At 58.8% G+C, this 13614-nt stretch carries 12 protein-coding genes; 8 read left to right on the top strand and 4 right to left on the bottom strand.

The window, feature by feature from the left end; genetic code table 11:
- The first annotated feature begins 9 nt into the window (after nucleotides 1-9).
- The 4 genes from X743_RS162290 (at nucleotide 10) to X743_RS162300 (ending at nucleotide 4333) form a co-directional block, all read left to right on the top strand.
- A complete protein-coding gene (locus tag X743_RS162290) occupies nucleotides 10-1746 on the top strand; it encodes a hypothetical protein (protein ID WP_023764444.1) in 1737 nt (578 codons plus the stop codon).
- 185 nt (nucleotides 1747-1931) lie between these two features.
- Entirely contained in the window at nucleotides 1932-2441 is a 510-nt protein-coding gene (locus tag X743_RS0135560) for a class I SAM-dependent methyltransferase (protein WP_245264169.1), read from the top strand.
- Nucleotide 2442: 1 nt separating this feature from the next.
- Nucleotides 2443-3432: a glycosyltransferase family 2 protein gene (locus X743_RS162295; RefSeq protein ID WP_023764442.1), complete on the top strand. Its 990-nt coding sequence runs from the start codon at nucleotides 2443-2445 to the stop codon at nucleotides 3430-3432.
- Nucleotides 3419-4333: a YbhN family protein gene (locus X743_RS162300; RefSeq protein ID WP_023764441.1), complete on the top strand. Its 915-nt coding sequence runs from the start codon at nucleotides 3419-3421 to the stop codon at nucleotides 4331-4333. The genes X743_RS162295 and X743_RS162300 overlap by 14 nt, the downstream gene beginning before the upstream one ends.
- A gap of 34 nt (nucleotides 4334-4367) precedes the next feature.
- Here the strand turns inward: X743_RS162300 and X743_RS162305 are convergent, their stop codons facing one another.
- Together X743_RS162305 and X743_RS162310 are read right to left on the bottom strand one after the other, a co-directional pair.
- Nucleotides 4368-5141: an ABC transporter ATP-binding protein gene (locus X743_RS162305; protein ID WP_245264168.1), complete on the bottom strand. Its 774-nt coding sequence runs from the start codon at nucleotides 5139-5141 to the stop codon at nucleotides 4368-4370.
- On the bottom strand, nucleotides 5104-5991 hold the full coding sequence (locus X743_RS162310) for an ABC transporter permease (protein ID WP_224687107.1): 888 nt from the start codon (nucleotides 5989-5991) through the stop codon (nucleotides 5104-5106). The genes X743_RS162305 and X743_RS162310 overlap by 38 nt, the downstream gene beginning before the upstream one ends.
- 358 nt (nucleotides 5992-6349) lie before the next feature.
- Here X743_RS162310 and X743_RS162315 point away from each other — a divergent pair, with 358 nt between their 5' ends.
- The 3 genes from X743_RS162315 to X743_RS162325 all read left to right on the top strand — a co-directional run bounded on the left by X743_RS162315 (nucleotide 6350) and on the right by X743_RS162325 (nucleotide 9897).
- On the top strand, nucleotides 6350-8296 hold the full coding sequence (locus tag X743_RS162315) for a nucleoside-diphosphate sugar epimerase/dehydratase (protein WP_023764438.1): 1947 nt from the start codon (nucleotides 6350-6352) through the stop codon (nucleotides 8294-8296).
- On the top strand, nucleotides 8296-9228 hold the full coding sequence (locus X743_RS162320; RefSeq protein WP_023764437.1) for a glycosyltransferase family 2 protein: 933 nt from the start codon (nucleotides 8296-8298) through the stop codon (nucleotides 9226-9228). The genes X743_RS162315 and X743_RS162320 overlap by 1 nt, the downstream gene beginning before the upstream one ends.
- Nucleotides 9229-9348: 120 nt before the next feature.
- A complete protein-coding gene (locus tag X743_RS162325; RefSeq protein ID WP_023764436.1) occupies nucleotides 9349-9897 on the top strand; it encodes a sugar transferase in 549 nt (182 codons plus the stop codon).
- On the opposite strand, the gene X743_RS0135555 is transcribed toward X743_RS162325, so the two are convergent.
- Together X743_RS0135555 and X743_RS162330 are read right to left on the bottom strand one after the other, a co-directional pair.
- Nucleotides 9894-10829, bottom strand: coding sequence for an NAD-dependent epimerase/dehydratase family protein (locus tag X743_RS0135555; RefSeq protein WP_031257503.1), 936 nt, complete (start codon nucleotides 10827-10829; stop codon nucleotides 9894-9896). The two genes, X743_RS162325 and X743_RS0135555, sit on opposite strands and share 4 nt — an antisense overlap.
- 17 nt (nucleotides 10830-10846) lie before the next feature.
- Entirely contained in the window at nucleotides 10847-12226 is a 1380-nt protein-coding gene (locus X743_RS162330; protein WP_023764435.1) for an O-antigen ligase, read from the bottom strand.
- 482 nt (nucleotides 12227-12708) lie between these two features.
- On the opposite strand from X743_RS162330, the gene cysD reads away from it, so the two are divergent.
- A complete protein-coding gene (gene cysD / locus X743_RS162335) occupies nucleotides 12709-13614 on the top strand; it encodes a sulfate adenylyltransferase subunit CysD (RefSeq protein ID WP_023764434.1) in 906 nt (301 codons plus the stop codon).

Raw genomic sequence — 13614 nt, 5'->3', positions numbered from 1 at the left:
GTTTCGTTGATGTCGACTGAGGTTCGCGCCATCTCTACCATCCGTTTAAATCCCGCTTTCGTGGCCGCATCCTTCGGACCGCTCGCGCTTTTCCTGGTCGCGCTCATCCTGACAGCGCAGGCGAGGGGGGTTCCTGACAACGACTATTGGGACATTTTCTCTCCAATGATTAGGTCGCTGGACGGGCTCCCGGCTCTGTCGGATCTCTATACAAGATCGAACGAGCATATTGTCGCTGGCGCGAAGCTCTTCTACCTGTTGAATTTCCACCTTTTCGGCGGGGACAATTTCGGCCTTTCGGTCATCGCCGCTACCTTCTCCCTGATCTTAGCTCTCGTTTTTTCATTCGCACTTGCGCTCTCTGCGAGTTCGAGGTTTGAAGTATTTGTTATAGGCATGGCCGGATCAATCTTTGTCTTCAGTCCGCTCGCCGCACACAACTTCTTTCTTGGTATGAGCGGGGTAGCCTGGATCGGGGCAAATCTTTTCACTGTGCTATCCGCTATGATTTTTTGGCAGTCGGCTGAGCGTGACAACCCGTCTGGCTATCTGGTTGCGATAGTTCTTGCCGCAGTTGCTGCGCAGTTCTACAGCACCGGCCTCACCGCGCTGTGCGCAATCGGCATTCAGGGGTTCTGCTCAGGCAAAACGAAGAGGCTTGGTATTGCAATTTTCGTGATTGGCATAGCTTACGTGATTTTGATCTCTGTGCTTCAGCACGTTCCGGCCCAACATGCCGAGCGCAACTTCAATCCGATCCAGATTGGTCTATTCTGCCTTACGTTCATCGGTGGCGGCATCGTAACTTCGGAAACTGCTGCGATTGCGCTTGGCACGATAGGAATCGCATTGGCTTTCCTGATTGTCGGGCTGCACTTTCTTCGCTCTAACGAGCGCAGGTTTCAGACCGCTTTTTGGATCGCGATTATGGCGTATGCCGTCATGACGAGCGGGTTAGCCGCAATTGGTAGATCAAACATGGGGGGAGACCAGGCGGCCTTGGCGAGCAGATATGCGACTATTCCAGCGCTTTTCTGGGTAGGGCTGTTTGGAGCGGGTTTTTATCTCTTTCGGGGCGCTGATTTTTATCGTCGTTTCTGGATTCTAATCTTTGCTGCAGCAGCCATGTCTATTCTGGTGAACGGCACGCCGCGGCTCGCGTACGCTCTTGCCAGAGCTGAAGGAAAAGATCTCGCTACTTTGGCGTTGTCCCTCGGCATCAAAGACTCTGACCTTATGCAGTACGTTACGCCAGTGCCGGATCAATACTATGCTCTTGAAGACTATCTGAAGAAATTCAACCACGTACCATTCGATGGCAGAGATTTTGGCTGTCCATCACTCGGAGCGCGAATAAATGTCTCAGACCAGCCGGGCAATTTGACAGGTAACATCGATGTTGTGTCCAGCACACAGGATCCGCAGTGGGCGCGGGTGTCGGGCTGGGTATCAGACAAATCGGACAATCGCCCTCCTCTATTGGACAACGACCTCCTGACCACCTATCGCTGTGTTGCCTTCGTTGATGGCAACGGAACGGTTGTAGGATTGGGACTGGGAGGATTGCATCGGCCGGACGTCGCGAAAGCTCTTGGGCAGGTGCGCGACGACTACGGCTGGAGTGGCTACATCGCTCTTCAGCTTCTGCCTCGCGAGCCTACCCTGCGATCGATATATGCAGTTTTGGGTATTCCGTCCGGATGGGCGAAGCTACAGAAGCCAGTTGAAGTTGGACCTCAGTTTTGAAAACTACCTACGTAAGTGCTGCGAGATTTGCGAGAAAGATAGCTGATCGAATTGGACTGCTGGAATTATTAGAAAAGTCTAACGTTCGATCTGTCCGTTGGGCCCGAAGCCTATTTGGCATATATGACAGTGCTGATCTTGTTCGACTCGACATGCCGTGGTGGACATTCTCCGCAATCGATGTCGTGGACATTTTTCTGGCATCGCGCGGTCACAAGGCCAGGGTTTATGAATTCGGTGCTGGTGCGAGTACCATCTGGCTGGCGAAACGGAGTGGCTCGGTGGATTCTGTCGAGCATGACGCTCCGTTTGCGCAAACCATGAGCCACATGTTTGAGGCTTATCCAAACATCACCGTGCGGGTCGTCGAGCCAACAGTCGCTTCCGTTTCCAGCAAGGCCAGATCCAATCGAAAAGGGTATCGGGAAAGCTCGTTCGATCAGTACGTGTCATCGATTGATAGGGTGGAGGGCACATTCGACCTTATCGTGATCGACGGTCGGGCAAGGGTTTCCTGTCTGGCGAAGTCGGTCAGCCGCCTGTCACCAAATGGTATGGTTCTGTTCGACAATAGTAACCGGGCCGAGTATCGCGAGGCCATCAACTCCTGTGGTCTGCAAGAACGAGTGACACGTGGCCTTGCACCTGCCTTGCCATTCCCCAGCCAGACCTCCATTTTGACATTGGGGGCCTGACGTGCAGATCGTATCGATAGTGGTCCCCGTAAAGGACGAGCAGGACACTGTTCGGGAGCTGATTGTCCAGATTGAGGCGGCCTTTCAGCAGATCGATGGTGCGCAGGCTTCGCTCAAAGAGATCATCTTTGTAGACGATGGGAGTCAGGACAACACCTGGAAGGAGATTCTGAGCGCTACTTTGACCCATCCCTGCGCGAAGGGCATCCGCCTTCGAAGGAATTTTGGCAAGGCAGCCGCGCTCCAGGCGGGCATTTCAAGTTCGGTGGGCAATATCATCGTCACGATGGACGGAGACCTTCAAGACGATCCGAAGGAAATCTCGCGTTTTTTGGACGAAATACACGCCGGTTCGGATGTCGTTTCGGGATGGAAGCAGGTGCGTCATGATCCGCTCGGCAAGACGCTGCCGTCGAAGCTTTTCAACCGAGCGACGGCGAAAGTCTCCGGCGTCGCCCTGCACGATTTCAACTGCGGCTTCAAAGCGTATCGCCGGGAGGTCTTCAACAACATTAGCCTCTATGGTGAACTGCATCGCTTCATTCCAGCCTTGGCCCATGCGACCGGTTTCAAGGTCAGTGAGATCATCGTTCAGCATCGCCCGCGCCGATTCGGAAAATCCAAATACGGAATTGGTCGCCTTCTGAAGGGGTTCTTGGACCTACTTACGGTCGTAACCATCACGAAGTTTAATTCGCGCCCAGGCCACCTGTTTGGCGGTCTGGGTGTGGCAGTCATCGCTGTTGGTTTTGCAATTTTCTTATATCTCTGTGCACGTTGGTTTGGTGGTGAAGCAATTGGCGGCCGTCCGTTACTGCTTGTTTCGACGCTGTTGATGATCGTCGGTGTACAATTCACGCTTTTCGGCATGGTTGCCGAGTTGATCGTTGCGACCCGCAGTGATGATCGCGACGCGGGCATTATCGCCGAGATTGCGAGTTCGGAAGGTGGGCTGGCCGTAAAGCCGATCGACGCTCGTGTCGAACGCTAAGATCATTCGTGCCGGCGGTGCTCTCATTGCCGTGGCGGCAATGTACTTTGTCATACGCTCCGTCTACGGATACGCGGATCAGCTCGCCGAGATCCTGCAGCGGCCTCAAATCATTGTCTTGGTCGTGGCTAGTGCGCTTTCCTATGCACTCGCTCTACAGCTTGTGGGGCTGGCCTGGTTCAGCCTTCTGGTCTCGGTTGGAGAAAGGGCAATCTCTCCAGTCCGTGCTCTCCGCGTCTTCGCGCGCACCCAAGTCTACAAATATCTGCCAACCAACGTAATTCACCTTGTCGGCCGCTTTGTCCTGGCGGCTCGATATGGCGCCGCAAAGGATGCACTTTCCTATGCGCAGGTGATGGAGATCATTTTGATGGTCCTCGCTTCCGGAAGCGTGGCACTCCTTTTCTCCTTCTCCTTTCTGCTTCAAATCTGTGAGGAATACGGAATAGACCGCTATATCGCCTCTGTAATCTATGTCGCGACTGGCCTGACGGCACTTATGCTTGTTCCCATTGTTGCTGGCCGATATTTCAAGCAAAGCCGAAAGCATCTCGCGTTTTCAATGGCTGCGCTCAGTGTCGCCTGCTATGGCCTTTTTTTCCTTGCCAATGGCTTGATCGTCATCTTGCTAGTCCATGTGCTGTACGGATCCACGGTTGAATGGAAGATGATAATCGGGGTGTCGGCCGCCGGCTGGTTGCTTGGTTTTGTTGTGCCGGGGGCTCCGGGCGGTCTGGGTGTCAGGGAGGCCGTTTTCATCGCTGGGCTTTCGTCGATCGGCGTGCCTGCAGCCGCTTCCACGGCCGTTGCAATTGCGCATCGGGTTGTCACCCTTCTGGGTGATGTCCTTCTGTCAGCTGTGGAGCTTGGCTATAGAAAATGGACAGCAGAACCAGATTAGCGCATCGCGTTGCACGTGACTTGGCGCGCTATGTCTAGGCACTGGCCGATTCGATCGGCCTCGCCGTCAGCGATTCCACTCGACCGCTCTTGAGCGTCATTTTCCTTGTGCACACGCTTTCAATAAGACTCTCATTGTGGCTGGCCAGCACGATGATGCCGGCCTTTTCCGCCAGTTCATCCATGCGCCTTTTGGCCTTGTCCTGAAAAGAGGCGTCGCCGGCGCCGATCCACTCGTCCATCAACAGAATCTCGGGATCAAGCGCGGTTGCCGCCGAAAAGGCCAATCGCGCGGCCATGCCCTGGCTGTAGGCCTTGAATGGCAGGTCGATGAAGTCCCCGAGCTCGCTGAAGGCGATGATATCCTCCATCTTCTCTTCGATCTCGGCTTCCGTCCATCCGCTGATCAACCCACGCAACACGATATTCCTGCGCCCGGTGGCCTCGCGGCGAAAGCCTATGTTGATATTGAAAAGAGCGTCGACCTTGCCTTCTATCGCGACGCTTCCGCCCGATGGTTCGTAGATCCCGTAGAGCACCTTGAGTAGGGTGGTCTTGCCGGCTCCGTTCGGGCCAACCAGGCCCAGCCGGTCGCCGGCCTTCAACTCGAAGCTTATGCCGTCGAGCGCCTGCACAAACTGCTTTCTGCCCGAGCTCTCGATCCTGCCGCCTGGCCCACCCACGCGCCGGTCCGGCGCGGAAAGCGTCAGCTTCTCGTGCAGCTTGTAAACAAGGCTAACGTTGTCCAGTTTGATAGAAACCATCGAAGACTCAGATGATGAAGATGACTTGCTTGCGGTACCGGCCAAGCAGCAGCAATGCAATCATCCATATAGCCAATGACACGATGATCGTTACGGTGAAAGCATGAGCTGGAAATTCTCCAGTCATGATCGGCAAACGGACGATCTCGAGGAAATATGTAAACGGATTCCATTCGTAGGCGTATTTTTGTATGGGATCTTGCCCATTATACACCCAGAAAACGGGCGTGAAGAACATGCCAACCCGCAACAAATTGCCAACAATGAACTGACTGTCAGGAAAGAAGGCCCCAAGAAAAGCGAAGACGGTGATAAGGGCCGGTGTGGCGAACAAGATCAGGAACAATCCTGCCAACGACCAGAGCCATGGAGTAGCGACCGGAGAGCCGCTCAAGAGCAGAATGACAAGGCAACCAGCGATCGCATAGCCTGCCCGGATGGCAGACTGCAATGCCAGCCGCATCACATATACAAACAAAGGCAGCGTCGTGCCTTCGATGAAGCTCTCTTCGCGCTGGAACAGCGACACGCTCAGGGACATGACCTCCATCAGGTAGAACCATACCAGAAGGCCGATCGCGACATAGGCAGCATAGCCCGCGGCATCCTTGCCGGCAGGTTGGAACACGAAAACGAACGTGCCCACGAACGCAACGTAGTTGACCAGCAGCCAAAGCGGTCCGAGAGTCGTGCGTCTGTGCTGGTCGCCGATGTCCTCCTGGGCCAGCGCAACCCAGACCCTGTGCAGCCGCATGGCCCTGGAGATGTCGTCAAAAGCGCCGTTTAGTGCCGCAATCATCGTCTGGGGTATCGCAATCTGTCGTTCCGGCGCATTACTCTTCGCTGGCCATAGCGAACCACCAAGCCCCTCTCTAATAGCCATTTCGAAGAGCATATGGCAACGCATTGCGTCGTAACGAGGTCGAGAGCAGAGTCAACCGCGGCAAAATTGGATACACGCTCACGTTGCGGCAGTGTGCAAATCGCAAGGCTGGCCACAGGCTCGGCAACAACCATTCGGCAACAGGGCGTAAATCTTACTCTTATTCACACGCTCTACCGAAAAAACATCTGGCTATACCTCCCGGCCCGCAGTATGCGATACAACACGGCGGGGGCCGGGGATGGCACTTTGAGGGAGTGATCGGTCACGAATAATTTCGTGTTCGCACTCTGTCGGTGCTCATGTTCGAGAGCCTGGAGTCTAGTGCCGCCCAATGAATTCTCCCCTTGTATTCGGACTCAGGCCCGAAATGCGGCGTGGCTTCATCATGGTCCAGGACGTGGTCATGGTCCTGGTCGCGGTGGCGCTCAGCCTCGTTCTTTCGCGGTCGAATCTTTCGTTCGAGGCGCTGTCGCTCGAGGGCCTTGTCACCTGGGCGAGCATCGTTCTCATTAGCCACCTGCTGTTCAGGTCCTGCGGCCTCTACACCACGGTGTGGCGCTTCGCCTCGACGCCTGACTTCTTCAACATCCTGAAGAGCTGCGCGATTCTGACGTGCGCGCTTTATGCCGTTTCGCTCGTGGTTCGTTTCTTCGAGCCGGTGGCGGGCCTCAACGAGCGCCAATTCATCGTCTTCTTCCTCGTCTCCTTCACCATCATCTCGGCGCCCCGGCTGTTCTACCGCTTCCTGCGCGATGGCGCGAGCTGGGGGATCTTGAACCGCAAGACCGACAGGGCGCGGACCAAGCAGGCGTTGTTCGTCGGCCGGCTTGGGGAAGCCGACCTGATCATTCGCTTCACGCGCACGGCCGAGCCCGCCGACCATTCCATCGCCGGCATCATGGCGACCGAGCGTGACGCGCCCTTGGGCACGCGCATTCAAGGTGTGCCCGTGGTGGCGACCCGGCCGCGCCTCATTGATGTCCTGGAGGATTACACGAGCGGCACCCAGAGCCTCGATCTGCTGATCTTCGGCAGCGGCGCCGAGCACGAGATCGAGGAGTATTCCGAGCTTGTTCGCGTCGCCCGGCAGGGTGACATAGCGGTCGTCCAGTTCTCGGGGCTTTCGCAGCTGGGCCAGGAAGGCAAGCTCGTTCTCGATGCCGTCGAGATGGAAACGATCCTGCGCCGCCCCACGGTGCCGTCCGATATCGAACGCATCGGCGCTTTCGTCGGCGGCAAGCGCGTCCTGGTTACCGGAGGCGCCGGCTCCATCGGCCGCACGCTGGTCAAACGGTCGCTGGAACTGGGGGCCGAGGCGGTTCTGGTCGCCGACAATTCCGAGTTCGGCATCTTCCAGTTGAGCCAGTACGTCAACGAGAAGGACCATGATCGCCTCAAGGTCCGCATCGTCGACGTCGCGGACCGGCGCCAGATGACGCGCGTCGTTACCGAATTCAAGCCGGACATCATCTTCCATGCCGCGGCCCTGAAGCACGTTCCGCTGCTCGAGGAAAACTGGGAATCGGCCATCCAGACCAACGTCTTCGGGACGCTTGTCTGCGCCGAGGTCGCCGCCAAATGCGGTGTCGCGCAATTTGTCCTGGTGTCGAGCGACAAGGCCGTCGATCCGACTTCCGTGCTTGGCATGACCAAGCGGGCCGCCGAACAGATCGTCAGCGGCTTGCATGGAATGCCGGCCGGCGAAGCGGGCGGGCGCCGCGCCGCCACCAAGTTCATAGCCGTCCGGTTCGGCAACGTCTTTGGCAGCAATGGTTCGGTGGCGACCATATTCCAGGCGCAGATCGAGGCTGGCGGGCCGGTCACCATTACGGACCGGCGGATGACGCGCTATTTCATGACTGTCGCCGAAGCCGTCGATCTCGTCATCATGTCGGCGGCCGATGCCGCGTCGCGGCCGGCCGGCCAGGATTACGCCGTCTACATGCTCGACATGGGCAAACCCGTGCCCATCCTCGAAGTGGCCGAAACGATGATCCGCATGTCCGGAAAGAGCCCCTACACCGACATTCCAATCCGCTTCACCGGCATCAGGCCGGGGGAAAAGCTCCACGAAACGCTGCACGGTGAAGACGAGGAATTGGTCGAACTCAGCATTTCGAAGATTTTTGGTCTTAGCACCGATGTGGTGCAATGGTCGGATGTCCACGCCGCGCTTGCCGCGCTGCAGCAATCGATGAAGAGCCAGGACAAGGCAGCCTCGCTCGCCGTGCTTGCGGATCTCGACCGTGCGACGAAGGCAAGGACGAACGTATCTCAGGACATGATCCCGAAGACGGCCGGGCAGGCGAGTTAGTGGGTAAGGCAGATCCGCGCATCGCGGTCCTGATGGGCACGAAGGACGGCGCTGCTTTCATCGACGAGCAATTGCAGTCCTTGGCTATGCAGTCGCACCCTTTGGTCGATTTGTGGATATCCGACGACGGCTCGGTCGATGGCACGATCGCCATCATCGAGGCTTGGAAACCCCGCTGGGCAAAGGGTCGAATGACATTGCTTGATGGGCCACGGCAAGGCTTCGCCGCCAATTTCCGATCGATGATTCTCGACCGGCGCATCGACGCGGATTGCTATGCCTTCAGCGACCAGGACGATATCTGGGAACCGGACAGGCTGGAAAGCGCCGTCCGCTGGATGCAGGGGTTCGACGCGGGAAGCCCACTGATGTTCTGCTCGCGAACCGCGACCATGACCGAAACGGGAAGCCTGGTCGGCCGTTCGCCGCTGTTCAGCCGGCTGCCGTCCTTCCGCAACGCACTCGTCCAGAGCATCGCTGGCGGCAACACCATCCTGCTCAATCGCGCGGCGCGCGATCTGCTGGCAAGGGCTTGCGCGCGGACCGGCTTCGTCAGCCACGACTGGTGGGCCTATCTGATTGTCACCGGCGCCGGCGGTGTCGTCCACTATGATCCGCGGCCCCTGGTGCGCTACCGGCAGCATGCGGCAAACCTGGTTGGCGCCAACGTATCGTGGCAGGCACGGGTCTCGCGGCTTGGCCGCCTGTTCAAGGGCGAGTTTGCCGGCTGGACCGATCTCAACCTTGCCGGCCTCGCCGCCAACCGCGACCTCCTGACCCCCGATGCGGCGGCGTGCCTCGACCTGTTCGCAAATGGTCGCCGGGGCAGCCTTTTCCATCGCCTGCGCGCTCTGCGCAAAAGCGGTGTCTATCGACAGACTTTGGCCGGGACACTCGGGCTCTATCTCGCGTTCGTCCTGGGTCGTATCTGAACGTCGAATGGCTGCGTGGCGCGCTTGGTCGAGAGGCGACCTCATGCTACGTCGGCCGGATGACGGGCTGCGCTTGGTCACGCCCAGGAGAGCTTTGACAGAGAGTATGATCGGCCGTTCATGAAGGCAGCCAAGAAAATCCTCGATCTCGCCGGTGCGGCTTTGCTGTCGATTGTCAGCCTTCCTGTGCTGTTGCTCGCTGTCCTTGCCGTCCGGCTATCGTCGCCCGGCCCGGCGATTTTCTCGCAGACGCGCGTCGGTCGCGGCGGCGTCCCGTTCCGCTGCCACAAATTGAGGACGATGTACCAGGGAACGCCGTCCTTGCCCTCGCACGAGGCGCCCGTAGGCGCCGTGACATCGGTCGGCAAGGTCTTGCGGAAATTCAAGCTCGATGAGCTGCCGCAGTTCTGGAACGTTCTGCAGGGGGAGATGAGCCTGGTCGGGCCGCGTCCCTGTCTGCCGACCCAGACCGAATTGATCGAGTGCCGCAGGCGGCTGGGCGTTTTGGAGGCGCTTCCAGGCATTACCGGCCTTGCCCAGATCCGGGGCATCGACATGTCCAACCCGCACCTCCTGGCCGAAACCGACGCTGCCTATCTCAGGACCGCGTCGCTCTGGCTCGACCTTCGGATTCTGTTTGGAACACTCTATCGCAACGCAGGCGATTAAGTGTTTCCAAGCCGCGCTATCGCGGCCAACCGCTCCAGCGTGCCGGTTTCCGGCAGCCAGCCTTCGGATGCGAGCAAGGAAGGATCGCATATCTGCGTCGCGGTCATGCTGTCCCAGAACATGCGCTTGCCCAGCAGGATCGCGCCCGCCCGCATCGGCCCGGCCGGCACGGCCACCAGGCGCGCCGGTCTTCCGAACCCCCTGCGAAAGGCGCCGACGATGGCCGCGACCGAAACCGGCGCCATATCGCTCGCACCATAGATCGGGCGAAGCGGTTCAGAATGGCTCAGCAGGTGCCACACCGCTCCCGCCGCTGATGACAATGACAGCAGCGAGCGGTTTCCTGTCAGGGCGCCTGTCGGCAGCGGCAGGGCGGTATCGGCCTGCCGCATCAGTGTCGCCAGGTTTCCTTTCATGCCGGGGCCGTAGACCGGAGGCAGCCGCAACGCGGCGGCGTCGGAACGGCCGTGCAACGCATAGGCGTCGCGCACCCTGGTCTCGGCTTCGCGCTTCGAACGTCCATAGGCGCATTGCGGGTCGGGGATGGTGTCCTCGTCGATCGTTGCGCTGACACGGGCGCCGATCACGGCCCGGATCGAGGAGAGGTGGATGAAGCGTCCGCTTGCCTGCTCGGCGCTGGCTTGCGCCAGCCGTGCGCTCAATTCCGCATTGCCCGCCAGGAAATCGGCCTCGCTGGCGTTGCCCTGATCGTTGTTCAGGCCCGCGCAATGAACGACGTCCGTGACATCCCTGGTCAGCGCCAGAAAAGCCGCGGCCGGCGCATCGAAACCGGGCATCGGCACGGTTTCGGAACCTGGATCAAGGCTCTCCGGGTGGCGGGAGGCGAGGCGAAGCTCGACGCCGGCCTCGCGAAGCTGGCGGACCACCTGACGGCCGATGAAGCCTGTCGCGCCTGTGACCAGGACTTTCATTGCCTTTGCCCGGACGATTAATGATTGGCGGATGGAAGCGTCGGATCTCCCATCCCTGGCGAAAGCACTTCTTTCGCCAGGGGCTGAAGCGTTTTTTCCGCCGCGGGTGGAAGCCCTTGGTTCTCCACTAAGGGCGCGAATGCCTGGTCTTGCGGCAATGGAGCCTGGCGGCCTGAGGCGAGATATGTTCCCGACACCAGGAAGACCATCAGCACCGAATCCAGAATGTCATGGCCGATCAGGATGCCGGTCATTCCGGCACAGAGATAGGTGATCACCGCGACGACAATCATGGTGGCGCCGAACCGCTCGATCGGATCGCTGCTGTTCCGCAGCACCAGGGCGGCATTCCTGGCGGCAACCACAAAGATCGCCGCCAGCGCCACGGCGCCCAGGATGCCTGCCTGCACCAGGGCGGTCAGGAAGCCGTTGTGGAAATGATTGAAGCCCAGCGACAACGCGAACTGGTTCTGGAAGCCCTGGCTTATCAAGAGCTGCGTCGCACCGACCCCATGCCCGAACAAGGGCGTCTCGCGGAATGCCTTGAGGCCGATCCGCCAAAGGGCGACGCGTATTCCGACCGAAGTGTTGTAGTCGCCGTGGCTGCCAAGCGCACTCAAGTCGGAGCGGAGGAAGTCGAGGCGCCCGGATATCGTCTGGAAGCCGAAAGCGGCGATGACGATGCCGACCGCCACCACCGGCAGCAGCAGGCGAACGACATTGCGCCCTCTCACCCTATGCTGGTTGATCAGCAGAACGGCGATGCCGGCGATCAGCAGCGCCAGCCAGATGATGCGGGTGCCGGAGTAGATGATGGCGATCGTTCCGCCAAGCGCCGCGCAGATGAGGGCGATCCTGTGCCTCTCGACCCCCGACAGGGCGCCGGCCACACAGACCATAACCGCGAGGCAGAGAACCTCTGCAAACACGATTGCATTCCCGGCCCCGCCCTCGGCGCGCATGCCAAACCAATATTGCTGGAAGACCGCCAGCAGCAGCGCGGTAAAACAGGCCGCCATGCTGCAGAGCACGATGATGCGGGCGAGCGTTGTTTTCTGCGTGATGCTCCAGGTCGAGTAGGAAATGGGGAAAAACAGGAAGGTGATGAGCGGGATCAGATGCGAGGCATCCCTGACGATCGCATTGTTGACGATGGAAGCCGCGAGATTGGCCGCGCAATAGGCATAGAACGCAACCGTCAGCGCCATCATAGCCGGGTCGATATTGAAGCGTCTTCTCCTGGAGGCGATCAACAGGACGGACCACAGGCCGCCGCCATTGAACACGAAGCTGACCACCGATCCCAGGACCGGTGGAAAAAAGAAACAAAGAATGGAGAAGTAGATATTGATCTGCGAAGGCGTGAATTGCCTTTTTATGGACGAAAGCGCGTTCAATTTGGGCTCGCTGTTTCGAGAAGCTTATGCGGCACATTTTGTCTGGTGGAACCGAATGTGCGCGCCTCGAAATTGCCCATGCTTCAAGACGCATCTTGCCGCTTCCGGTGGTGGTATAGCGGCTGAGCGCCTTTTTCGATAGTATGCCCCGGTCGATTGCCACTGAAAGTCGGCAACCGCGACGATCGGTGGAGGGCTCTCGGAGCGTCGACCCGCCAGCTTTCTCCAGGCAATATTTTTCCTGCGTTTCCTCAGCCGGAGATACGGCAAGGAGAAACTTCCGAGTTTTGGCGGAACCATGGAAAATTCATTCTCGAACAGACCGCTGCCCGGCTCGTCTTGCATTGTTCTGCGCCGCGCCGATCTGCTAGAACGCCCGCACGAAACACTTTGTCCAGAAGCGAAGCTTGAACCGGGCGCAGAAACCCGATGATTTGACGCAAGGTCTTCTGTCGGAAAGCACGAGAGAACGCTCACAGTCCATGACAATAGCGCTTACGCATCTGCAGCGGCTTGAAGCCGAGTCCATTCACATATTCCGCGAGGTTGCGGCCGCCTTCACCAAGCCGGTCATGCTCTATTCGGTCGGCAAGGATTCATCCGTGCTGATGCACCTGGCGATGAAGGCGTTTTATCCGGCCAAGCCGCCATTCCCGTTCCTCCATGTCGACACCACCTGGAAGTTCCGCGAGATGATCGCCTTTCGCGATCAGATGGCGCAGAAGCTCGGCTTCGATCTCCTGGTCCATGTCAACGAAGACGGCGTGCGCGACAACATCAATCCGTTCGATCATGGGTCCAACACCCATACCCATGTGATGAAGACCGTGGCGCTGCGCCAGGCGCTCGACAAATACGGCTTCGATGCCGCTTTTGGCGGCGCCCGTCGCGACGAGGAGAAGTCACGCGCCAAGGAGCGCATATTCTCGTTCCGCAATGCCCAGCATGTGTGGGACCCGAAGAACCAGCGGCCCGAAATGTGGAAGATATTCAACACCCGCATCGCTTCGGGGGAATCGATCCGCGTCTTTCCGTTGTCGAACTGGACCGAGCTCGACATCTGGCAGTACATCCTGCAGGAGAATATCCCCATCGTGCCGCTCTATTTCGCCAAGCAGCGGCCGGTCGTGGAACGCGACGGCATGCTGATCCTCAAGGACGACGAGCGCATGAAACTGCGCCCCGGCGAGGTCGTGGAGGACCGGCTGGTGCGCTTCCGCACGCTGGGCTGCTATCCGCTGACCGGCGCCATCGAGTCGGATGCCAACACGCTCGAGGCCATCGTCGGCGAGATGCTGACGGCACGCACCTCCGAACGGCAAGGTCGCCTGATCGACCGTGATGAAGCCGGGTCGATGGAAAAGAAGAAGCGCGAGGGGTATTTCTGA

It is taken from the genome of Mesorhizobium sp. LNHC232B00 (genome assembly GCF_000502435.1).
Taxonomy (GTDB): Bacteria; Pseudomonadota; Alphaproteobacteria; order Rhizobiales; family Rhizobiaceae; genus Mesorhizobium; species Mesorhizobium opportunistum.
Note: the sequence above shows the minus strand (reverse complement) of the source record. Positions and strands in the feature narration are given on the sequence as shown.